This window comes from Streptomyces sp. JLYT201, from assembly GCF_059448825.1.
This window is the reverse complement of sequence record NZ_CM182551.1, coordinates 4,673,112-4,694,358: the sequence shown is the minus strand read 5'-3', so window position 1 is coordinate 4,694,358 and position 21,247 is coordinate 4,673,112. Positions and strand designations below refer to the sequence as shown.

The 21,247-nt window shown below is 73.9% G+C and carries 18 protein-coding genes; 11 read left to right on the top strand and 7 right to left on the bottom strand.

Going from position 1 to position 21,247, the window contains the following annotated elements:
• Positions 1 to 195: 195 nt before the first annotated feature.
• The 6 genes from AC5WAM_RS19240 to AC5WAM_RS19215 form a co-directional block, all read right to left on the bottom strand.
• The gene (locus AC5WAM_RS19240) at positions 196 to 2,214 is read right to left on the bottom strand and encodes a serine/threonine-protein kinase (protein WP_495523611.1); all 2,019 of its coding nucleotides are present in this window, start codon (positions 2,212 to 2,214) and stop codon (positions 196 to 198) included.
• A 273-nt stretch (positions 2,215 to 2,487) separates the two neighbouring features.
• On the bottom strand, positions 2,488 to 3,762 hold the full coding sequence (locus tag AC5WAM_RS19235; RefSeq protein WP_495523285.1) for an MFS transporter: 1,275 nt from the start codon (positions 3,760 to 3,762) through the stop codon (positions 2,488 to 2,490).
• 84 nt (positions 3,763 to 3,846) lie between these two features.
• Positions 3,847 to 4,377 carry a carboxymuconolactone decarboxylase family protein gene (locus AC5WAM_RS19230; RefSeq protein WP_495523284.1) on the bottom strand — a complete coding sequence of 177 codons (531 nt, stop codon included), beginning with the start codon at positions 4,375 to 4,377 and terminating at the stop codon, positions 3,847 to 3,849.
• Positions 4,378 to 4,410: 33 nt separating this feature from the next.
• Entirely contained in the window at positions 4,411 to 5,259 is an 849-nt protein-coding gene (locus AC5WAM_RS19225) for a DUF8832 domain-containing protein (protein WP_495523283.1), read from the bottom strand.
• Positions 5,260 to 5,458: 199 nt separating this feature from the next.
• Positions 5,459 to 5,926 (bottom strand): MarR family winged helix-turn-helix transcriptional regulator, encoded by a 468-nt coding sequence (locus AC5WAM_RS19220; RefSeq protein WP_366794287.1) that lies wholly within the window; start codon positions 5,924 to 5,926, stop codon positions 5,459 to 5,461.
• Positions 5,923 to 6,513 carry a DJ-1/PfpI family protein gene (locus AC5WAM_RS19215; protein ID WP_495523282.1) on the bottom strand — a complete coding sequence of 197 codons (591 nt, stop codon included), beginning with the start codon at positions 6,511 to 6,513 and terminating at the stop codon, positions 5,923 to 5,925. The genes AC5WAM_RS19220 and AC5WAM_RS19215 overlap by 4 nt, the downstream gene beginning before the upstream one ends.
• A 278-nt stretch (positions 6,514 to 6,791) precedes the next feature.
• Between AC5WAM_RS19215 and AC5WAM_RS19210 the strand changes: the two genes are divergently transcribed.
• The 5 genes from AC5WAM_RS19210 (at position 6,792) to AC5WAM_RS19190 (ending at position 13,947) form a co-directional block, all read left to right on the top strand.
• Complete coding sequence (locus tag AC5WAM_RS19210; protein ID WP_495523281.1) at positions 6,792 to 7,688, top strand: VTC domain-containing protein; 897 nt, start codon at positions 6,792 to 6,794, stop codon at positions 7,686 to 7,688.
• A 682-nt stretch (positions 7,689 to 8,370) separates the two neighbouring features.
• Entirely contained in the window at positions 8,371 to 9,729 is a 1,359-nt protein-coding gene (locus AC5WAM_RS19205) for an aspartate aminotransferase family protein (RefSeq protein WP_495523280.1), read from the top strand.
• A gap of 128 nt (positions 9,730 to 9,857) precedes the next feature.
• Positions 9,858 to 10,595, top strand: coding sequence for a GntR family transcriptional regulator (locus AC5WAM_RS19200; RefSeq protein ID WP_495523279.1), 738 nt, complete (start codon positions 9,858 to 9,860; stop codon positions 10,593 to 10,595).
• A complete protein-coding gene (locus tag AC5WAM_RS19195) occupies positions 10,592 to 13,096 on the top strand; it encodes a dolichyl-phosphate beta-glucosyltransferase (protein ID WP_495523278.1) in 2,505 nt (834 codons plus the stop codon). The genes AC5WAM_RS19200 and AC5WAM_RS19195 overlap by 4 nt, the downstream gene beginning before the upstream one ends.
• A 200-nt stretch (positions 13,097 to 13,296) precedes the next feature.
• On the top strand, positions 13,297 to 13,947 hold the full coding sequence (locus AC5WAM_RS19190; RefSeq protein WP_138960977.1) for a putative DNA-mimic protein: 651 nt from the start codon (positions 13,297 to 13,299) through the stop codon (positions 13,945 to 13,947).
• Between the two features lie 138 nt (positions 13,948 to 14,085).
• Here AC5WAM_RS19190 and AC5WAM_RS19185 read toward each other — a convergent pair whose 3' ends face one another.
• Positions 14,086 to 14,883: an SLATT domain-containing protein gene (locus tag AC5WAM_RS19185; RefSeq protein ID WP_366794281.1), complete on the bottom strand. Its 798-nt coding sequence runs from the start codon at positions 14,881 to 14,883 to the stop codon at positions 14,086 to 14,088.
• Between the two features lie 268 nt (positions 14,884 to 15,151).
• Between AC5WAM_RS19185 and AC5WAM_RS19180 the strand changes: the two genes are divergently transcribed.
• The 6 genes from AC5WAM_RS19180 to AC5WAM_RS19155 all read left to right on the top strand — a co-directional run bounded on the left by AC5WAM_RS19180 (position 15,152) and on the right by AC5WAM_RS19155 (position 21,217).
• Positions 15,152 to 15,493, top strand: a complete 342-nt coding sequence (locus AC5WAM_RS19180) for a YbaB/EbfC family nucleoid-associated protein (protein WP_150512247.1) — start codon at positions 15,152 to 15,154, stop codon at positions 15,491 to 15,493.
• A gap of 102 nt (positions 15,494 to 15,595) precedes the next feature.
• Positions 15,596 to 16,195, top strand: a complete 600-nt coding sequence (gene recR / locus AC5WAM_RS19175; protein WP_366794280.1) for a recombination mediator RecR — start codon at positions 15,596 to 15,598, stop codon at positions 16,193 to 16,195.
• Positions 16,188 to 16,868 carry a DUF5063 domain-containing protein gene (locus AC5WAM_RS19170; RefSeq protein WP_495523277.1) on the top strand — a complete coding sequence of 227 codons (681 nt, stop codon included), beginning with the start codon at positions 16,188 to 16,190 and terminating at the stop codon, positions 16,866 to 16,868. The genes recR and AC5WAM_RS19170 overlap by 8 nt, the downstream gene beginning before the upstream one ends.
• Positions 16,869 to 16,942: 74 nt before the next feature.
• Complete coding sequence (locus tag AC5WAM_RS19165) at positions 16,943 to 17,260, top strand: trypco2 family protein (RefSeq protein WP_366794278.1); 318 nt, start codon at positions 16,943 to 16,945, stop codon at positions 17,258 to 17,260.
• A gap of 6 nt (positions 17,261 to 17,266) precedes the next feature.
• On the top strand, positions 17,267 to 19,927 hold the full coding sequence (locus tag AC5WAM_RS19160; protein WP_495523276.1) for a tetratricopeptide repeat protein: 2,661 nt from the start codon (positions 17,267 to 17,269) through the stop codon (positions 19,925 to 19,927).
• A gap of 336 nt (positions 19,928 to 20,263) precedes the next feature.
• On the top strand, positions 20,264 to 21,217 hold the full coding sequence (locus AC5WAM_RS19155; protein WP_495523275.1) for a hypothetical protein: 954 nt from the start codon (positions 20,264 to 20,266) through the stop codon (positions 21,215 to 21,217).
• Positions 21,218 to 21,247 lie beyond the last annotated feature (30 nt).

Below are 21,247 nucleotides of genomic sequence, written 5' to 3'. Positions count from 1 at the left end.
CGGGCACCCACCCAACTCCGCCGTCCGGCCCCGCGGAAGCCGCGAGCGAGCCAAAACCGGGGCTCCGGGTTCTGTCCCGGGCTTTTGTCCCGGAGCACGGGCGGGGGGTGCGGGACAACGCCGCCGCGGGTTGGAATCGCCGTGGGGGAAGCCGCCGCCCGGCCTACGGGGGGACCGGGCGGCGGTGCGGCCGGGTCAGCCCTTGGAGTACGTGAGCGCTTTGCCGCCGTCGGTGTTGACCCGGTGCAGTTCGCCGCTCGGCAGGATGGTGACGACGCTGGGGGCGCCCGGTTCACAGGTGCGGGGCGGGCCCTCGGTGACCTCGGTCCCGGAGATCTGGAGTTCGCTGTCGGACGCGGACGTCAGGGTGCCCTGGAACACGCAGTGGTAGGTGCCGCCGCCCTTGAGCGGGCCGTCGGCGGTCAGGGACAGGACGGTGTCGCCGACCTCGCCCTGCTGGATGGTCAGCCGGCGGGTGCTGGTGCCGGCCTCGCCGGACACGGTGCCGTTCCAGGTGCCGAGGTACTTGTCCGGCACGGTGCCCTCGTCGGACGCCGACGGGGACGGCGTCGGCGAGGCGGGTCCCGCGGAGTCGGAGGGGGTGCCGGGCGTCTTGGGCGCGGAGTCGTTGCGGTCCTTGCCCTCGCCGTGTGCCTTCGGGTCGCCGTCGCCCTTCATCACCGCGTACACGGTGCCGCCCGCGCCGAGCGCCACTATCAGGGCCACGGCGACCAGCAGGGCGGTCGACCGGGCGCTGCGGCGCGGCGGGTCGAGCGGCGGCGGGCCGTACGGGGGCGTGCCGGTGCTCGTGCCGTACGGGGCCTGCGGATGCGGGTAGCCGTAGACGGCCGGTCCCGCGGGGCCCGCGGGCTGGTGGGGGTAGGCGTAGGCGGGGGTGTGGCCCGGCGGGGGCGTGGCGCCGGGGGCGGCGGGCGTGGGCGCGGGCGGCGCTCCGCTGACCATGGTCGGCAGCCGGTCGACGGAGCCCTGGCCGGGCACGCCGGGCGGGGGCGGGGCGTCGGTCCTGGCGGGGACGCCCGGTGGGGTGGCGGGCGGCGTCGCGGGGAGGGGCGGCGGCGGGGTGCCCTCCGCTTCCGGCGGGGCCCCGGCTCCCGCGGCTTCGGCTTCGGCTCCCGCGGCTTCGGCTCCCGCGACGGCTTCGGCTCCCGCGGCCCCGGCTGCGCCTGCGGCCCCGGCGGCGGCTCCGGCCCCGGCGGCGGCTCCGGCCCCGGCGGCGGCCCCGGCGGCCCCTGCGGTCCCGCCCGGACCGGCGGCCCCGGCCGCAGGCTCCGCCTCGGGGTCCTCGACCTCAAGGAGCCGCACCGCGTGCCGCCCGAGCTGGGCGACCAGGGCCCCCGGCAGCCACGGCTCCCGGGACTTCCCCTCGAAGACCGTGTCCTCGGCCCCCGTCCGGTCGAGCACGTCGTCGAGCGAGGGCCGGTCGCCCGGCGCCTTGGCCAGGCAGTGCTCGATGAGCTCGCGCAGCGACTCCGGGACCGGCTCCAGGTCCGGCTCCTCCTGGGCGATGCGGAACATCAGCGCGTGCACACCGCTGTTGGCCGTGCCGAAGGGCAGCCTGCCCGTCGCGGCGTACGCGAGGACGGACCCCAGGCAGAAGACGTCCGCGGCCTCGGTGACGCGGTCGCCGCGCACCTGCTCGGGTGCCATGAACCCCGGAGATCCGACGAGCGCCCCGGTGCGGGTGAGGCCGCCGTCGGTGACCGTCTCCAGGGCCCTGGCTATCCCGAAGTCGATGACGCGCGGGCCGTCGATGGTCACCAGGACGTTGGACGGCTTGAGGTCACGGTGGATGAGCCCGGCCGCGTGGATGTCCTTCAGGGCGTTCGCGAGCCCGGCGGCGAGGATCTTCACGGACCGCTCGGGCAGCGGGCCGTGGTCGTGCGAGACGACGGCCTGCAGCGAGGGCCCGGCGACGTACCCGGTGGCGACCCACGGGATCGCGGCCTCCGTGTCGGCGTCGAGCACGGGTGCCGTCCACGCGCCGCCGACGCGCCGCGCGGCCTGCACCTCCTGCCGGAAGCGGCTGCGGAACTCCTCCTGCGCGGCGAGCTCCTCGCGCACCAGCTTGACGGCGACCGTGCGGTTCCGGCCGGAACGCGCCAGGTACACCTGCCCCATGCCGCCCGCGCCGAGCCGCGCGAGCAGGCGGTAGGCGCCTATCCGCTGCGGTTCCCCCGGGCCCAGTTTCTCCATGGCCATCGCGGCGCCGTCCTCCCCCAGATTCCAGCCACTTTCCGGCGGCCACTGCGCGTGTCCGCCGTACGACAGACAGAGAAGTCTACGGACGGACCACGCCGTCCAGCAGGGACTTCTCCGGTTCGTACAGCCCACATCATGGGCGTCTTCCGCGCAGCCGTCGACGGAATCTGTGACCCATCCGTGAGACGGCGAGCGGCCGCGCCGCGCCCGGGTCCCCGTTGCGGGGCCGGGCGCGGCGCGGTGCGCGAGAGCACTGTACGCGGGGCCTCAGGCGGCCTTGGACAGGGTGGACCGGTCCGTTCCCGGCGCGTGCAGGGCGGGCGCCACGGGCATGGTGACGGCTCCGGGGCCGTCGTGGCGCGGCCAGAGGAGGAGGGCGCCGGCCGCTCCCGCTGCGGCGAGGACCGCGAGGACGGACCAGGCGGGGGTGGTGCCCGCGGCCGTGCCGAGCCAGCCCGCGACGGGGTAGGTGATCAGCCAGGCGAGGTGCGACAGGGAGAACTGGGCGGCGAACGCCTCGGGGATCGCGTTCCGCGCGACGGAGGCGCGCAGGACCTTGCCGGTCGGGGTGATGACCAGGGCCATGCCGATGCCGATCGCGGCCCAGATGACGGCCGTACCGGTCCAGGTGGCGAGGCCGAGCGCGCTGAGCGACACGGCGGCGGCGGTGGCGCCGACGAGGACCGCGGCGCCGGTCGTCATGACGGTGCGGGCGGCGATCCGGTCGAGGACGCGCGGCAGCGCGAGGGCGGCCACGAGGGTTCCGGTGCCGGAGGCGGCGAGCATCCAGGCGACGTCGGACTGCGAGCCGCCCAGTGCGTCGCGGACGTGGTTGACGGTGCTGACGACGACGATCGAACCGGCCGCCGCGACCACGAGGTTGAGCGCCATGAGGCCGCGCAGCCGCGGCGTCCTGAAGAAGGTCCTGATCCCTGACGCGGCCTTGTCCCACGCCTTGGTGTGGGCACTGGGCCGGGCGTCGGGGACGCGGGTGGCCAGGACGAGCAGGGCGGAGACGAGGAATCCGGCGGAGGTGCCGAGGAACAGCCGGTCGAAGCTGATGAGCGTCAGGGCGAGCGCAGCGAGGACGGGGCTGAGCAGGCTCTCCATGGTGGAGGCGACCTGGGAGGCGGACAGGGCGCGCGTGTAGGCGGACTCGTCGGTGACGATGTCGGGGATGACGGCCTGGAAGGTCGGGGTGAACGCCGCGGAGGCGGCCTGGAGGAGGCCGATCAGGACGTAGACGTGCCAGACCTCGGTGACCAGCGGCAGGGCCAGGACGACCGCGCCGCGGACCACGTCGAGGAGGACCAGGAGCCGTCTCCTGGGGAACCGGTCGACGTACGCGGCGGCCAGCGGGGCGATGACGACGTACATGACCATCTTGATGGTCAGGGCGGTGCCGAGGACCATCCCTGCGCGGGGCCCCGCGAGGTCGTAGGCGAGCAGCCCGAGGGCCACGGTGGTGAGTCCGGTGCCGAACAGGGCGATGACCTGGGCGCCGAACAGACGGCGGTAGTCGCGGATGGCGAACAGTCGCATGGCGGGTTCCTTCCGTGTCCATGCGGCGGGGCCCGGCCGCGGGGTGGCGGCCGTGCCCCGCGGAGACAGGCGGGGGTGTCTTCCCTACGCACCGGTGTCGCTCCCCGGTGTGAGGCCGGCGAGGAGGTTGAAGGCGCCGGTGAGGACGTTGAGCGCGACGACGCCGACGACGTCGGCTATGGCGCGGTCGCTGTAGCCGTGCGCGCGCAGCGCGGTGATCTGGTCGTCGGTGATCGACGTCGGCTCGCGGTGGACCTGGAGGCCGAGAGCGACGAGCGCCGCGATCGCGGGATCGGCCGAGGTGCCCGTGCGGGCCCGCTCGATCTCCGCCTCGTCGATGCCGAGGGCGCGGGCGGCGCCGACGTGCGCGTCGAGGCACAGCCCGCAGCCCTGCGCGGTCTGCACGGCGATGGAGATCCGTTCGCTGATCCCGCGGTCGAGCTTGGCCCGGCCCATGGCCCGGCTGAGCTGGAGGTAGCCGCCGAGGACGGCCGGTGAGTGCGCCATGGTGGAGACCATGGCCCCGACGTGGCCGTGGCGGGAGACCAGGTCGGCCAGGAGGTCGCGCGAGGCGCCGACCGCCGTGTCGGGCGTGAGGGGGGTCAGGCGGGGCATGACGCTCCCTTCCTGCGCGGTGCGTTCACGCGCTCAGTGGTGGGCGTGCTGGGCGTGGTGGCCGTGCTGGTGGCCCGCGGGGGCGGCGCTCCCGCCGGTCCGCACCGTGAACTCGGCGGTCCTGACGACGCCTTCGTGCTGGAAGTCCAGGTAGAGGCGGTAGGTCCCGGCCGAGGGCGCGGCGGCCATGAAGGCGATCTCGGGTCCCGGCGCGGTGGTGCCGTCGCCGGGCGCGCCCTCCGGGTGGACGTGGAGGTAGCCCAGGTCGCCGACCCGCAGCGCCACCAGGTGCCCGTACGCGGCCAGGTAGGGCTGGAGGTCGGTGACGGGGTGGCCGTCCTTGCTGACGGTGAGGGTCAGCTGGCTCGTCTCGCCGGGCAGGAGCGTGCCGTCGAGCGTGACGGTGTACGCGCCGATCCGCGCGACCCCGGTGGCCTCGGGGAGCGGTCGCGGGGCGTAGGGACCGGCGACCGCGACGTCGATCCCCAGCGTCATGGTGCCGTCGTGGCCGACCGGGTGGACGTCGGTGAAGAATCTCCAGTCGCCCGGCTCCAGGGCCAGTTCGACGCTCCAGGTGCCCTGCTCGTCCCGCACCGGGTGCACGTGCTGGAAACCGGCCGTGTCCCGCCGTACGGCTATGAAGTGCAGCTCCTTCTCGTGTTCGGCCACGTACTCGGTCACCGCCCGCCCGTCGGGCCCGACCACCCGGAAGCTGACCGGCTGCACACCGGCGCCGAGGACCGTCGAGTCGAGTTCGAGGGTGTACCCGTCCTGCGAGACCGCGAGCCCGCCGGGGGCGGCGTGAGCCGCGTGGTCCCCGTGAGCCGCGTGGTCCCCGTGAGCGGTGTGGCTGGCGTGGTCGTGGCCGGTGTGGTTCTTCATGACATCTCCCGTGGTCGTGGCGCGCCTTCTGGCGGGCCTGCCGGCGTCGCCCGTTCAGGACTACGATCATGACCATATACCCCTGGGGGGTATATGGCGAGGCCTCGAAGGGAGAAATTCCACGAGGGGTGCCTGAGGGAGTGCCGGTGGGAGTGCCCAGTGGGAGTGCCGGAGGGGGCGCAGGGCGCTCAGGGGGAGTTCAGCGGGGCGGCTCCAGTTCGGTCAGGGCGGCCGAGAGCCGCTCCAGGGCGAGGGCGGTCTGCTCGAACTGCTCGGCGCCCAGCGCGTCCCTGAGCCGGGCGGCGAGGTCCGCGTGGCCCGGGTCGATCTTCGCGACGGCCGCGCGCCCCGCGTCGGTGGGGCGCAGGAGCTTGGCGCGGCGGTGCGCGGGGTTCGGGGCGTACTCGGCGAGGCCGTCGCGCACGAGCAGGTCGGCGACGCGCTGCACGCTCTGCCGGGTGATGCCCATGGCGCGGGCGATGCCCGCCACCGGCAGGGGCTCGTGCAGGACGGCGCCGAGCACCTGCCACCAGGCGGCGGTGAGCCCGGCGGGCCTGGCCAGTTCCTCGGAGACCGCGAGGAACTGGCCGTTGAGCCGGAAGACGCCGAGCGCGGTGCGGCTGAGCAGGTCCTGGGCGGCGCGCTCGCCGCCGGTCGCGGAGCTCATGAGTTCAGCGTCTCGTACGCGGCCGGGTCCGAGTCGTGGAACAGCCGGTACCAGGCGTCGAGCCGCTCGCCCTCGAACGCGCCCATGCGCCCCAGGACTTCGCGTGCGAACGCGACGGGCTCGGTGGGTCCCGCCGTGATCAGGTCGCCGTCGGTGACGGCGTCGGACGCGACGTACCGGTCCGCGCCCTTGTACCCGGTCGCGGCCAGGTACATCGGTACGGCGCTGGTGTGGGCGCGCTCGTCGAGCAGCCCCTCGCGGGCGAGCCCGGCCGTGGCCCCGCAGATCGCGGCGACCGGCACGCCCGCGTCGAGGAAGGTCCGGGCGGCGCGGGCGAACGGCGCGAGGCCGTCCCCGCTGTCCCACAGGTCGGCCCCGGGCAGGATGAGCAGCTCGCTGTCCTCGGGGCGCAGCGCGTCGAGCGTGAGGTCGGGCTCGACGCGGACGCCGCCGATGCTGGTGACCGGCTCCGCGGTCGCGGCGACCGTGCGGACGGTGTGGCCGGTGCGGGCGAGGAACGCGGTGGCGTACCCGGTCTCCCAGTCGGCGAACGTGTCGTAGACGGCGAGGTGAACGGCCTTGCTCATGGTGACCTCCAGTGCCGGACCCCCGGACTCGGGCCCGTGCCCGCGCCTGAGGGGGTATGGCAGCATGCTGTCATTACGACAGTACGCTGTCAATGGCTGACGGAGTCGCAACCCTGAGCTCCTGGGAGCCTTGACGCTCGCGACCTCATGACCCTGGAAGTTCGCTTCCGATAACCGGAACTCACAGAGGGCTCCCGCCCGTTCACTGGGAGTACGAGTACGAGTACGCCTACGACTGCAACGTCACGACCGGCCGCACGCCTCAGCTAGGAGCTCGCGTGAACCCTGCCCTTCGTGCCCTGAGCCGCGCCGCGCTCGCCGCACACCCCCTCTCGCTCGCGGAGCTGAACGCCCGCGCGGAGCTGCTCGCCCGCTACGACCACGGCTATCTCGTCCCCGTCGAGGTCTTCGAGGACTTCGCGGCGCTGCTCACCGACCCGCGCAGACGCGGCGGCCCCTTCCGGGCGCTGAGCATCGGCGGCCGCCGCAGCTTCGGGTACCGCTCGACGTACTACGACACCCCGGGCCTCGGCACCTTCCACGACCACCGCCAGGGCCGCAGACTGCGCTACCGCATCCGGGAGCGGGTCTACCAGGACAGCGGGGAGCGGCAGTTCGAGATCAAGCTGAAGACGGGGCGCGGCGAGACCGTCAAGCACCGCCAGCGCATGGAGGGCGACGCGCACGCGCTCGACGACACCCGGCGCGGCTTCCTCGCCGGGGTGCTGCGCGGTTCGTACGGCGTGGAGGCGCCGACGTCCCTGACGCCCTCGCTGGTCACGCACTACCGCCGGGCGACGTTCGTGGCCGACGGCCAGCGGGTCACGTGCGACGCCGCCCTCGTCGTACGGGACGTGGCGACGGGCCGGACGGCGACGGCCGACAGCGGCCTCGTCCTCGTCGAGACGAAGACGCGCGGCAAGCTGACGGAGGCGGACCGGGTCCTGCACCGGTACGGGCTGCGGGCCGCCGAGTTCACCAAGTACTGCGGCGGCCTGGCGGCCGTGCGCCCGGAGCTGGGGATCAACCGCTGGGCGCGGGCGGTGCGGGTCGCGTTCCCGCGGGCGGTGGGGATTCCGGGAGGGACGGCGGCGGCGGGCGGTCCGGGAGATCCGGCGGATCCCGGAGGCCCGGCGGATCCGGGCGGTCCGGACGCGCCGGGCGGGGAAAGGTGAGGACCACCCGGGTCGGGCGGTGCTCGACGGCGAACGAGCCGCCCGCGTCCCGCGCCGTGCGCCGGGCGCGCCCGGCGGGGCCGGTGGTGACGCCCACGTGGTAGGCGGTGCCCTGGGGCGCGGGGTCGAGCACGTTGCCGGTCAACACGTCGAAGCAGGCGGCGAGTTCGTCGTACGGGACGGGCACGGTCAGGCCGTGGGCCGGGGTGTCGACGTCGCCGCGGCGCCCCTGGTCCTCGGCCAACGGCTGCCAGAACGCGGCGCGTTCGCGGGCCACCGCCGCCGTGACGCGCCGGGCCTCCTCGGGGTCCCGCGGCGTCTCCGCGTCGAGCCGCAGCGCGGCCACCGGGGTGCGCGGGGCGCTGGGCCGAGGGGACGCCGGGGCCTTCGGGCTCGGCCTCTTCACACCCGGGGCTTCACAGCCGGAGTCTCCGGGGCCGGGGCCGGGCCCCTCGCGCTCGACGGTCCGCCGCACCGGAGGCACGGCAGCGGTGGAGTGCCGCCCCGCGCGGACGGCGGGCCCCGCACGGCTGGGGCCCCGCGGGCCCTGCGCCCCCCGTGCCACGGCCGGGCGGCGGCGGTCCCCGCGAGCGTCGCGGGCGACAGGTTGTCGCGTTATGGGGCGGTCGCCAGACACCGCGCCCATGTCGGGGGCGCATTCCGGACACCTACCCTCGCCCCCATGACCCCTCAGCCCAACCCCCAGCTCGGCGCAGCGGTCGCCGCAACCGACCGCGCGCACGTCTTCCACTCCTGGTCGGCCCAGGAACTGATCACCCCGCTCGCGGTGGCCGGCGCGGACGGCTCGTACTTCTGGGACTACGAGGGCAACCGCTACCTCGACTTCACCAGCGGCCTCGTCTACACGAACATCGGCTACCAGCACCCCAAGGTCGTCGCCGCGATCCAGGAGCAGGCGGGCAAGCTCGCCACGTTCGCCCCGGCGTTCGCGATCGAGGCCCGCTCGGAGGCGGCCCGGCTCATCGCCGAGCGCACCCCGGGCGACCTGGACAAGATCTTCTTCACCAACGGCGGCGCCGAGGCCGTCGAGAACGCCACCCGCATGGCCCGGCTGCACACCGGCCGCCCCAAGGTGCTCTCCGCGTACCGCTCGTACCACGGGGCCACCGCCGCCGCGATCAACCTCACCGGTGACCCGCGCCGCTGGCCGTCCGACACCGCGTCGGCGGGCGTCGTGCACTTCTGGGCGCCGTTCCTCTACCGGTCCCCGTTCTACGCCGAGAACGAGACCCAGGAGTGCGAGCGGGCCCTGACGCACCTGGAGGACACCATCGCCTTCGAGGGTCCCGGGACCATCGCGGCGATCATCCTGGAGACGATCCCGGGCACCGCCGGGATCATGCCCCCGCCGCCCGGCTACCTCGCGGGCGTGCGCGAGCTGTGCGACCGGCACGGCATCGTCCTGATCCTGGACGAGGTCATGGCGGGCTTCGGCCGCACCGGCGCCTGGTTCGCCGTGGACCACTACGACGGCGTCGTACCGGACCTGCTGACCTTCGCCAAGGGCGTGAACTCCGGGTACGTGCCGCTGGGCGGTGTGGCGATCTCGTCGGCGATCGCCGAGACCTTCGCCCGCAGGCCCTACCCGGGCGGACTCACCTACTCCGGCCACCCGCTGGCCTGCGCCGCCGCCGTCGCCACCCTGGGCGTCATGGCGGACGAGGGCGTCGTCGAGAACGCGGCGCGCGTCGGTGCCGAGGTCATCGGCCCCGGCCTGCGCGCCCTTGCCGAGCGGCACCCGAGCGTGGGCGAGGTGCGGGGCGTCGGCATGTTCTGGGCCCTGGAGCTCGTCCGGGACCGGGAGACCCGCGAGCCCCTCGTCCCCTACAACGCGAGCGGAGAGGCGAACGCCCCCATGGCCGCGTTCGCCGCCGCGGCGAAGGCGAACGGCCTGTGGCCCTTCGTGAACATGAACCGCACGCACGTGGTGCCGCCGTGCACCATCACGGACGCCGAGGCGAAGGACGGCCTCGCGGCCCTGGACCGGGCCCTGGACATCGCCGACACCCACGTGGCCTGAGCCCCGCGGCCGGGCGTGGCTCGGGGGGCGGAACCCCGACCGCGTAGTCTGACGTGCTCATAAGCGACGACGCCTGGCACGTCGTCGAGCGAAGCCGCACCAGACCTCGCAGGGGGAGGCCACCCACCATGCCCGGAGCCGACGGCCCCGCCGTCATCCGCAGCACCCTGCGCCAGCAGATCGCCGACGCCCTGCGCGACGAGATCCTCGCGGGACGCCTCATACCGGGGCAGGAGTTCACGGTGAAGGAGATAGCCGAGCAGTACGGCGTCTCCGCAACGCCGGTCCGCGAGGCCCTCGTGAACCTCTCCGCGCAGGGCCTCCTGGACTCCGTGCAGCACCGCGGCTTCCGCGTGCACGAACACACCCTCGCCGACTACCGCGGCATGATCGAGGCCCGCGGCCTCGTCGCGGACGGCATCTTCCGCGACCTCGCCGTGACGGCGGAGCGCCGCACCGTCCCGCCGGGCGGATTCGTGTCGGTGCGCCGCCGCGGCGAGGAGGCCGCCCGCGCCGCCGCCGCGGGCGACCTCACCGTCCTCATCGGCTACGACCTGCGCTTCTGGCGCGAGCTGAGCGCCCTCTTCGGCAACGCCTACCTCGCCGACTTCCTGCACCGCCTGCGCGTCAAGTCCTGGGTGTGCGCGGTCCCGCACCTGCGCCGCGAGGCGGAGCGCGGCGGCGATCTGCGCGGCCGCCTGTGGTCGCGCCACACCGACCTGGTGGACGCCGTGTCGCGCCGCGAGCCGCTCGCCGCGCACGCGATCGTCGTCGAGTACAACGCGCACTCGCTCGCCCTGATCGAGACCCTGGCCGCCACGGACGGCGACCCGGCCGCCGGGGACGACGGGCGGGCTTCCGGATGACCGCCGTGGACCTCAGCGTCGTCATCCCCGCCTTCAACGAGGAACGCCGTCTGGCCCCCACCCTGGAGGCCGTCCGCGCCTACCTGGACGCGGCCCCGCAGCCCCCGGCGTGGGAGCTGATCGTCGTCGACGACGGCTCCACGGACCGCACGGCGGAGATCGCCGCCGCGGCCGCCGCGGCCGACCCCCGCATCCAGCTGATCCGCGGCGAGAGCAACCGCGGCAAGGGCCACGCCCTGCGCCAGGGCGTCCTCGCCTCGTACGGCCGCCGCGTCCTGGTCACGGACGCCGACCTGGCCGCGCCCATCGAGGAGCTGGAGGCCCTGGAGAAGGCCCTCGCCGACGGCAACGCGGCGGCGGTCGGCTCCCGGGCGCGCCCCGGCGCGACGATCGGCGTGCACCAGCACCGGCTGCGCGAACTGCTCGGCCGGGGCGGGAACCTCCTGATACGCACGGTCGCCGTCCCCGGGATCCGCGACACCCAGTGCGGGTTCAAGCTGTTCGACGGCGACCGGGCCCGCGCGGCCTTCGCCTCGGCCCGGCTGCGCGGCTGGGGCATCGACGTGGAGATCCTGCACCACTTCCGCACCCGGGGCTGGCCGGTCGCCGAGGTGCCGGTGCAGTGGTCGCACCAGGAGGGCTCCAAGGTGCGGCCCACGGACTACGTCCGCGTCCTGGCCGAGCTGACCGCGCTGCGCGCCCGCGCGCTGCGCCCCGCCGACCTGCTCGTCGCCGCCCTGTTCCTGATCGCCTCGACCGCCCTGTACGCGCGGCGCTGGATCTCCCCGGACACCCGGTACCTGCCGCACGCCCTCCAGGACCAGAACCAGTGGGAGTGGTTCTTCGAGGTCACCGCCCACAACGTCAGGCACCTCGACAACCCCCTGTTCACGACCTTCCAGAACGCCCCGGACGGCGTGAACCTCATGGCCAACACGGTCATGCTCGGCCTGTCCGTCCCACTGGCCCCCGTGACCTGGGTGTTCGGCCCGGCCGTCAGCCTGAACGTGGCGATGACGCTGGGACTCGCCGCCACCGCGACCGCCTGGTACTGGCTGCTTCGCCGCCGTCTCGTACGGCACCGGGGGGCCGCCGCCGCGGGCGCGGCGCTCGCCGCCTTCGCGCCGCCGATGGTCAGCCACGCGCACGCGCACCCGAACTTCATCGTCCTGTTCATGATCCCGCTGATCATCGACCGGGCGCTGCGCCTGTGCGCGGGCCGTCACGTCGTACGGGACGGCGTCGTCCTCGGCCTGTTCACGACGTACCAGATCTTCCTCGGCGAGGAGCCGCTGCTGCTCGCCGCCCTGGGGATGGTGCTCTTCACCGTCGCGTACGCGGTGGTGCGCCGGGATGTCGCGCGCGCCGCCTGGCGCCCCCTCGCGCGGGGCCTGGCGATCGGCATCGGCGTCTGTCTGCCGCTGGTCGCCTTCCCGCTGTGGTGGCAGTTCTTCGGGCCGCAGAGCTACAAGAGCGTGCTGCACGGCGACGACGCGGGCAACAGCCCGCTCGCCCTGCTGTCCTTCGCCGAGCGCTCCCTGGCGGGCGACGCGGACACCGCCGCCTCGCTCTCGATGAACCCGACCGAGCAGAACGCCTTCTACGGCTGGCCGCTGGTCGTCCTCGCCCTCGCGATCACGGTGTGGCTGTGGCGGCGCCCCGCGGTGAAGGCGCTCGCGTTCACCGCGGTCGCGGCGGCGTTCCTGTCCCTGGGCCCGAAGTTCCGCATCCCGCTGACGGACGTGGTCCTGCCGGGGCCGTGGGCCCTGCTCTCCGACCGGCCGCTGTTCGAGTCGGTCATCGAGGGGCGCGTCGCGATGGTGTGCGCTCCGGCGCTCGGCATGCTCGTCGCGCTCGCGATCGAGGGGCTCGTCGAGCGGCCCCGGCGGGCCCCGGCGTGGGCCCCGGCCACGGGCCGCCGGGCCGCCGTCCTGCGGTGGGCGGGCCTCGGCGCCGTCGCCGCCGCCCTGCTGCCCCTCGTGCCGCTGCCCCTGAAGGCCGTGGACCGGATCGAGGTCCCGGCGTTCATCGCCGACGGCACCTGGAAGCGGTACGTCGACACGGCGGCGGGGGAGACACTCGTCCCGGTGCCGCTGCCCGACCCCGGCTACGCGGAGGCGCTGCACTGGCAGACCACCGCGGGCCTGGGCTTCCGGCTCCCCGGCGGGTACTTCAACGGGCCCTGGGGCCCGGACCGCATCGGCATCTACGGCGCCCCGCCCCGCAACACCTCCAACCTGCTGCGCGACATCCGGGGCACCGGCCGCGCCGTGCGGGCCACGGACGCCTGGCGGCGGGCCGTGCGCGAGGACCTGCGGTACTGGAACGCGGGCGTCGTCGTGCTCGCCCCGCAGGCCGCCGACGCGGCACTGCGCAGCACGCTCGACGATCTTCTTGGACAGCGCGGAAAGTGGGTAGACGGGGTGTGGATCTGGGACGTGCAAGGGGGGAGTGCGAGCGGCCCCGCTGCCACTACGCTGCGGGAACAACACGCACGGTAGCCGACCCCCGCGTGCGCCCCCGCACGCCCGTCCACCACCTGTCCGCCCCCGTCCGTCACCTCATCCGCCCTCGCCCGTCCCGCCCGCCCCGTCCTGACCGCCCTTCCTCGCCCTTCCCGACCGCGCGACCGACCCCCCACCCGACCCGTCCGAACCCCCGCGTCGTCCGACGTTCGACGTTCTGACCCGAGGAGCCCTTCTTGGCCTGCGACTTGTGGCTCGTCCCGCTCGTCGATGTGCTGTGCCACAGCCCCGACAACCCCTTCGCGGAGGAACTCGCCGCGTACGACAAGGCGCTGACCGAGGCGGGGCTGCCGACGATCCCCGTCTACGCGTACATGCCGGGCCTGTCCGGCGACGTGGCACCGGTCGCGGGCTTCGACTACGACGCGCTGCACTTCCTGCGGCGCGCGTACCTGCTGCGCGTCTGCGGCCTGGAGGTCACTCCGGTCGACGAGCTCGGCGGGGACTACGAACAGCTCCTGGAGATGTTCGACGCGACCGCCCAGCAGTCGCACCTGGTGTGGCACTACGACCACGCCGGGGCGTACGTGCCGGTGGACTTCCCCGCGCCGCTCGCCAACGACGAGCTGCTCGCGGGCGGGGGGCCGCTCGGGTCCTCCCACGCGCTCCTGCGCGAGCTGGAGTTCGTGGCGCCGTCCCTCGGCATAGACCCCGCGAACCCGCCGCTGCCCCCGGCCCCGCCCCGGTCCCCCACGACCCTGGAGGAACCGGCTCCGCCGCCGCCCCACGACTCCAGCCCGTTCGCCCGGGAACGCCACGTGTGGCTCGGCCTCCACGCGGCCACCACCCGGAGCCTGGCCCAGGGCTCAATGATCATCTACAGCTAGCCCCCGGCCGCGCGCAGCGCGGGTGCCGCTCGGGTCCCGCCGCCGGGCGGCCGGTCCGCCCGGCGGGCGCGCGGGGTGCCCCCGGGCGCCGCCCGGCTGTGGGACCGGGGCCCGCCGTGCAGCCGAGGCGCCCTCGCCTCACCGCGGCTCCGGCGGCCGCTGCCGGGGCATGTTCGGCCGGGCCCCCGGCGGCAGCGGGAAGCGGCCGGAGGATCCGCCGGGCTCGCGGGCGGGGGCGGGGACGGCCCCGCCCCCGCCGGTCTGCATGGCGAGCGGCGCGGCCCCCGCGCGGAACTCCACCATCCAGTCCACGGTCTCGGCCCGCACCAGCTCGGTCACGTCGTCGGAGAACCTCCGCAGCACCCCGAGGCACCGCTCCGCCGCCTCGCTCGCGGTCCCCTCCGTCGGCCCGAGCACCTCCCGCACGCTCTCCGACGCCCAGTCGAACTGCAGCACCTGCAACCGCCGCTGCACGGCCTGCGCGGTGGCGACGTCCCGCATCCACCCGGACGTGAACCCGAAGTACCGGTCGCACCCCACGCACGCGACCCCCGCGAGCAGCGAAACGAATCCCCACGTGGCCACGCCCCCCGCCGCCCCGACGAGGTCGAGCAGCGGCAGCACCCCGGCCCCGAGCGCCCCGAGCGCGGCGCCGCCGCGCAGGATCCGGGCCCCGCGCCGCTTGCGGACGCGGTCGCGCAGATACCACCCGGCGGTGTCGAGCGCACCCCGCTCCACCCACCGGTACAGCTCGTCGAGCCGCGCCGCGGGCTCGCCCCAGTCGCCCGTGGGAAACTCCCGGCCGCCCGGGGCACCCCCGAGCCCGCCACCCGCGCCGCCCGGCGCCCCCGCCCCTGCCTCGTGCCCATGGGGCACCCCCTCAGGCTGCATCTCCGGCTGGTGGTGGCTCACCCGGCACTCCCTCGGCTTCCGCATAAGTTCCGCATAAGTGACGCAACGTAATGGACGGTGCCTCTGCGCGAGCACAAGTCCTACCGCCCAATGGGTGGCTATGCGGCCGTTTTCACGGCTTTTCCTCCTGGAAGGGGTGCTTGATCAGGTATAGGAGCACCGTCGATCTCACCCGAAAGAGTGCCGCCGGGAGTGCCGGGGCGCTCGCCTCCGTCACCACGTAGGCTCGTGCCAGGCGTCAACCCGCCCGACAAGCACGTCGTACGCACTCGACCGACACCAGGAGCTGATCGTGATCCCCGGTGGTGGACAGCCCAACATGCAGCAGCTGCTCCAGCAGGCCCAGAAGATGCAGCAGGACCTCGCGAAGGCGCAGGAGGAGCTGGCGCGCACCGAGGTCGAAGGCCAGGCGGGCGGCGGCCTCGTCAAGGCCACGGTCACCGGTTCCGGTGAGCTGCGCGCCCTCGCGATCGACCCGAAGGCGGTCGACCCGGAGGACACGGAGACCCTCGCGGACCTGGTCGTGGCCGCCGTGCACGCGGCGAACGAGAACGCGCAGGCGCTACAGCAGCAGAAGCTCGGCCCGCTCGCGCAGGGCCTGGGCGGCGGCGGCATCCCCGGCCTGCCGTTCTAATCGCCGTTACCTTCAAAGTCGCCCGGCGGCCAACTACGGTACGTATCAAAGCCCCCTGACCCCCGAACACTGACCCCGGAAACCCGCAGGAAAGGCAGTCCGTTGTACGAAGGCGTGGTCCAGGACCTCATCGACGAATTGGGCAGGCTGCCCGGCGTCGGTCCCAAGAGCGCGCAGCGGATCGCCTTCCACATCCTCCAGGCGGAGCCGACGGACGTCCGGCGTCTCGCGCATGCGCTCCTGGAGGTGAAGGAGAAGGTCCGCTTCTGCGCGACCTGCGGGAACGTGGCGCAGGAGGAGCTCTGCAACATCTGCCGTGACCCCCGCAGGGACCCCTCGATCATCTGTGTGGTCGAGGAGCCCAAGGACGTCGTGGCGATCGAGCGGACCCGCGAGTTCCGGGGCCGGTACCACGTGCTCGGCGGCGCCATCAGCCCCATCGAGGGCGTGGGCCCCGACGACCTGCGCATACGGGAACTCCTCGCGCGCCTCGCCGACGGCACGGTCACCGAGCTGATCCTGGCGACGGACCCGAACCTGGAGGGCGAGGCCACGGCGACGTACCTCGCGCGCATGATCAAGCCGATGGGCCTGAAGGTCACCCGCCTGGCCAGCGGACTCCCTGTCGGGGGAGATCTGGAATACGCGGACGAGGTCACCCTGGGCCGCGCTTTCGAGGGGAGACGACTCCTAGATGTCTAAGTCACCTGAGCCGCAGCCGAAGACGCTGGTGCACGCCGCGTCCCAGGACCCGGACGACTTCGCGGTCCAGATCTCCGACCAGATCGAGAGCTTCATCGTCGCGGTCACGGAGGTCGCCCGGGGCGCCGAGCCGGACTCGGCCGTCCCCTTCCTCCTCCTGGAGGTCTCCCAGCTGCTCCTGGCCGGGGGCCGCCTCGGCGCGCACGAGGACATCGTCCCCGACGAGCGCTACGAGCCGGACCTGGGCCCGGAGGGCGACGTGGACGAGCTGCGCGAGCGCCTGGCCGCCCTGCTCGACCCGATCGACGTCTACTCCGAGGTCTTCGACCCCTACGAGCCGCGCAAGGCCCCGGTCGCCTGCCGCATCTCCGACGACCTGGCCGACGTCGTCACCGACCTCCGCCACGGCCTGGCCCACTACCGCGAGGGCCGCACCACGGAGGCCCTGTGGTGGTGGCAGTTCTCCTACTTCTCCAACTGGGGCTCCACGGCGTCGGCGTCCCTGCGCGCCCTGCAGTCCCTGGTCGCCCACGTCCGGCTGAACCAGCCCCTGGAGGACCTCAACGGCCTCGACACCGACCAGGACCTCACCGACGAGACCCTGGAAGAGGCCGCGGGCAAGGTCATGGCCGAAGAGATCGCCGGCCCCTTGGGCCTGCGCCCCGTCCAGTAGGTCGCTTCCCGGGCCCCCGGGCGGCGCGTGGCGTTACGCTGCGCCCTACTGCCGTGTGGTGAGGGGGCTTGCTGGTGGCGGACGAGACATCCTGGGTGGGGCTCGCGGAGGCGATCGGCGCGGTGCGCGCGGAGTTGCTCCGGGCGGAGGAAGCGGGCCGGGACGAGACCGTGCGGTTCCGCACGGGACCCGTGGAGCTGGAGTTCTCCGTCGACGTCCGCAAGGAGGGTGAGGCGCGGGCGAAGGTCTTCGTGCTCCCCTTCGGGGCGGAGGCGAAGGGATCCCGCTCGACCGGCACGACCCACCGCCTCAAGGTGACCCTCCAGCCGGTGGACGACGCGGGCGAGGACCGCCTCATCGGAGACCGCGACGCGCAGGGGCGGCCCCGGTAGCGCGCGATGGACGTACGACGGGTCGTCGAGCTGTGGAACCCGGAGGCGGGCCTGTCCGGTACGGGTTACTTGGTGGCGGACCACCTGATCCTGACCGCGCTGCACAACGTACGCGGCGCGAGCGGGGCGGAGGCACGGCTCCTCGGGAGCGACACGTGGGCGCGGGCCGAGGTGCTCTGGCCGGTGGGGGAGCCGGGCGCTCCCGACGTGGCGCTGCTGCGGGTGCCGGACGGGCTCGGGGAGCCCCTGGCCGGAGATCCCGTGCGATGGGGCCGAGTCGGCCCCGCAGTGGACGGCCAACTCCCTTGCCTGGCCGTCGGCTTCCCCCGCTCCGAGGTACGGGACGGCGTCCGGGACACGAAGGAGGTCCGCGGGCACGTCGAGACCCTGACGGGGCTGAAGGCACACGGCGTGATCACGGTGTGCGTCGACGGAGTCGCCGCGCCGAGCAAGGGGGAGGGGCGCTGGGCCGGGGCCTCCGGTGCCGCCCTGTTCGCGCAGGGGCGGCTGATCGGCGTCCTCACCACGGACCGGGCCCGGGACTACGAGGCGAACCAGCTCACGGCGGTGTCGGTGGAGTCGCTCGCGGCACGGCCCGGCTTCGCGAGGGCGGTGGGAGACCTGGTCCTGGAGACCCTGACCACGGAGCCTTCGCGGGCGTGGACGGCGTACGACATCGAGGCCCCGCCCGGCCTCAACAACCTTCCCGAGCTGCCGTCCCGCCACTTCGTGGGCCGTGCGGACGTGCTCGCCGAGCTGGAGCGGGCCCTTGCCGCCGACTCCCAGACCATCACCCAGACACTGCACGGCCTGGGGGGTGTCGGCAAGACGACCCTGGCGTTGCACTACGCCCACGCGCACGTGGGGACGTACCGCCTGGTGTGGTGGATCCGCTCGGACAGCCGCGAGCTGATCGAGGCGAGCCTCGCCGCCCTTGCCCTGCGCGTCCAGGGAGCCGCCGCCTCGGACCTGACCACCACCCAGGCCGCGGACTGGGCCGTCGGCTGGCTCCAGACGCACCCGGGCTGGCTCCTGGTGTTCGACAACGTGGAGCGGCCCGAGGACGTGGCGACGGTGACGGGGCAACTGCGCTCCTCAGGACGGTACTTGATCACCAGCCGTTACCGGAGCGGCTGGCCGGGTGCCCCGATCGCCCTGCCGGTCCTGGACGAGGGCGCGTCGCTCGACCTCCTCACCCGGCTGACGGACGACGGCGAGGCCGAGGCCGAGGCACGGGCCCTCGCCGAGGAACTCGGCCATCTGCCCCTGGCGTTGGAACAGGCGGGAGCCTTCGTCGCGCAGACCGGGAGCACGCTGGGGGAGTACCGACGCATGCTCCGGCGGTATCCGGAGCGCACGACGGCCGCCGCGCCCGGCGGCACGGACCCGATGCGGACCGTGGCCCGGATCTGGCGCATCACCCTCGATGCCGTGCACGCCAGGGACCCCCGCGCGGTGGACCTCCTGTGCATGGCCGCGTGGTACGCGCCCACGGAGATCCCCCGGGACCTGTTCACGGAGCTGGCCGAGGACGAGCTGGACCTGGCCCAACTCCTGGGGCTGCTCGCCGACTACAACCTGATCGTGCTGGGCCGCGGGACGCTGGGCGTGCACCGCCTCGTCCAGCGGGTGGCGCGCACGGTCTCACCCGAGGACCCGCACCGGACACCGGAGCGGATCACCCGGGCGCGGGACGGGGCGGCAGCGGCGTTGCGGCGCGTACTGCCGTTCGACCCGCGCCTCAACGTCGCGGGCTGGCCCGGGTGGCGGCGCCTGCTGCCGCACGTCGAAGCCCTGCTGGACGCGGTCGACCCCGCCGACGACACCGAGGACACCGACTTCGCCCTCAACGAGTGGGCGCAGTACCTGGCGGGTCAGGGGCAGCGGGGCCGGGCCATCGCACTCCTGCACCGCTCCGTGGACGCTTCGTCCCGCCTGTTCGGCGAGAAGCACACCAGCACGTTGACCGCGTACAACAACCTCGCGAGCGCGTACGAGGCGGCGGGGGACCTGGACGAGGCGATCGCGCTGCTGGAGCGGACGCTGACGGCCCGGATCGAAGTGAGCGGCGACGACGATCCGCACACGCTCATCGTGCGGAACAACCTCGCGAGTGCCTATCAGTCGGCGGGGGACCTGGAGCGGGCGACCCCGCTGCACGAGCGCAACCTGTCCGACCGCACGCGCCTCCTGGGCTCCGACCATCTGAGCACCCTGCTCTCGCGCAACAATCTCGCGGACGCGTACCTCCTGTCGGGGCAATTGGCGCGTGCGGCCCCGATGTTCGAGGAGACGCTGGACGACTGCGTGCGCGTGCTCGGCGGCGATCACCCCTTCACCCATGTCGTGCGCAGCAACGTCGCGTACTGCTGTGAGGCCGCGGGAGACCTGGAGCGCGCGGTGGCCCTGCTGGAGCAGACGGTCGCCGATCGCGCGCGGACGCTGGGCGGAGAACACCCGGACGCGCTGCGGTCGCAGCTGCACCTCGCCCGCGTCCACCAGGCGGCGGGCGACCCGTCGCGAGCGATCGCGCTGCTCGAGCGGACGCTGGACGTCTGCGTCCGTGCGCTGGGCGACGGGCACGGGCTGACAGGGAGTGTCCGGAGCAGCCTGTCCGAGGCGTTGGAGCAGACCGGCCCCCCGTCCGCGGACCCTGCCGTCCGCTAGCCCGCAGCCCCTCCGCGGCCATCGGGAAGCCCTTCGTTTCCGCAGCTCGGCCCGGGGCTCAAGCTCCGGGATCCGAGCTCTTCCCCGTGGTGTGGTCGGTTGGGATGAAGCCCAACCAACCCACCCGCTAAGGGAGTTGAGCGGCGAGTCACCCATGAGGGTGACGTTCCGTGGTCAGCTTGCGTCAGAACGTAAAGCCGCTCTAGGTTCGCGGCAAAGAAACGGCCCCGGCCGGTGTTGGCGCACCGGTACCAGGGCCTAGTCCGACGAATCGAGAAGCAGTCGATCGTGGCTTACTCACAGCTTAATCCCGCCCTGCCGTCCCCGTCCCACCCAATGGCCAAGACGGGCTACGGCAAACGTCACGCGGGTGACGAAACCCCGCACAGCGAAGCCGACTTCGCACACCTGCGCGCACGCGACGCGGAGATCGCGACCTTCGTCGACCACCTCGCCGTCGGCGCGGCGATGGGTCACAAGGCCATCGCCGCCGAGCACCCCCGCTACGGCCAGCAGGCCGTGCGGACGTCGATGGGCCGCCTGACCGAGGCGGGGCATCTGCGCTGGATCAAGGAACACCTCACCGTCGAGGACAACTCCATGCGGTGGGTGACCAGGACGTACTGGTCGCGGGAGCCCAGGTCCCCGGAGTGGTGGGCGGAGTTCGTGCGGGAGCGGCACGGGCGGGACGTGACGGACCAGTACAGGCCGGGTCTTGCACGGGTGGACGAGGGAACCGCAACGGAAGCTGAGCCAGAACCCGAGCCGGAGCCAGAACCCGAGCCGGAGGCCAGCGCGGCCCGCGACACCCTAGCCCGGCTCCGCGCGGCGGACCGGCGGCTCGCCCTGTCCGAGCGCGACTGCCGGGCGCTGGAACCCCTCGCCGCCGAGTGGCTGGCGCGCGGGGCGACCCCGACCGACATCACCGAGGCCCTGACCGCGGGTCTGCCCGAGGCCGTCACCAACCCGGGCGGCCTCACCCGAAACCGACTGGAGAACAAGATGCCGCCCAAACTGCCCAAGGCCCCGGCCAGGACCCGGATGCGCGCCCGCGTCACCCGCGCGGTGATGATCTGCGGCCTCTGCGAGGAGCCGGAGACCACCACGGAGCTGATCAACGGACTCTGCGCGGACTGCCGCGCGGAGTGCCTGGCGGAGGAGCCGGACCAGGTCGTCCCCGGCGCGGTCCCGGACACCTTCCTGGCGGCCCCGACCCGGCGGGACGCCGTACTCCTGCGCGCCGACGAGGTGCGGCTCGCGGCGGGCTTCGCGCCCAGGAGGCGCGGATGAGCGTGCCGTACGCGCCGGTGCGGGCACCAT

Bases quoted from the DNA above. Each gene is read 5' to 3' on its own strand.
- AC5WAM_RS19230 (WP_495523284.1), bottom strand. From the start codon at position 4,377: ATGCCCCGCCTGACCCCCCTCACGCCCGACACGGCGGTCGGCGCCTCG.
- AC5WAM_RS19225 (WP_495523283.1), bottom strand. From the start codon at position 5,259: ATGAAGAACCACACCGGCCACGACCACGCCAGCCACACCGCTCACGGG.
- AC5WAM_RS19200 (WP_495523279.1), top strand. From the start codon at position 9,858: ATGCCCGGAGCCGACGGCCCCGCCGTCATCCGCAGCACCCTGCGCCAG.
- AC5WAM_RS19170 (WP_495523277.1), top strand. From the start codon at position 16,188: ATGTCTAAGTCACCTGAGCCGCAGCCGAAGACGCTGGTGCACGCCGCG.
- AC5WAM_RS19235 (WP_495523285.1), bottom strand. From the start codon at position 3,762: ATGCGACTGTTCGCCATCCGCGACTACCGCCGTCTGTTCGGCGCCCAG.
- AC5WAM_RS19160 (WP_495523276.1), top strand. From the start codon at position 17,267: ATGGACGTACGACGGGTCGTCGAGCTGTGGAACCCGGAGGCGGGCCTG.
- AC5WAM_RS19195 (WP_495523278.1), top strand. From the start codon at position 10,592: ATGACCGCCGTGGACCTCAGCGTCGTCATCCCCGCCTTCAACGAGGAA.
- AC5WAM_RS19185 (WP_366794281.1), bottom strand. From the start codon at position 14,883: ATGCGGAAGCCGAGGGAGTGCCGGGTGAGCCACCACCAGCCGGAGATG.
- AC5WAM_RS19240 (WP_495523611.1), bottom strand. From the start codon at position 2,214: ATGGAGAAACTGGGCCCGGGGGAACCGCAGCGGATAGGCGCCTACCGC.
- AC5WAM_RS19215 (WP_495523282.1), bottom strand. From the start codon at position 6,513: ATGAGCAAGGCCGTTCACCTCGCCGTCTACGACACGTTCGCCGACTGG.
- AC5WAM_RS19205 (WP_495523280.1), top strand. From the start codon at position 8,371: ATGACCCCTCAGCCCAACCCCCAGCTCGGCGCAGCGGTCGCCGCAACC.
- AC5WAM_RS19220 (WP_366794287.1), bottom strand. From the start codon at position 5,926: ATGAGCTCCGCGACCGGCGGCGAGCGCGCCGCCCAGGACCTGCTCAGC.
- AC5WAM_RS19155 (WP_495523275.1), top strand. From the start codon at position 20,264: ATGGCCAAGACGGGCTACGGCAAACGTCACGCGGGTGACGAAACCCCG.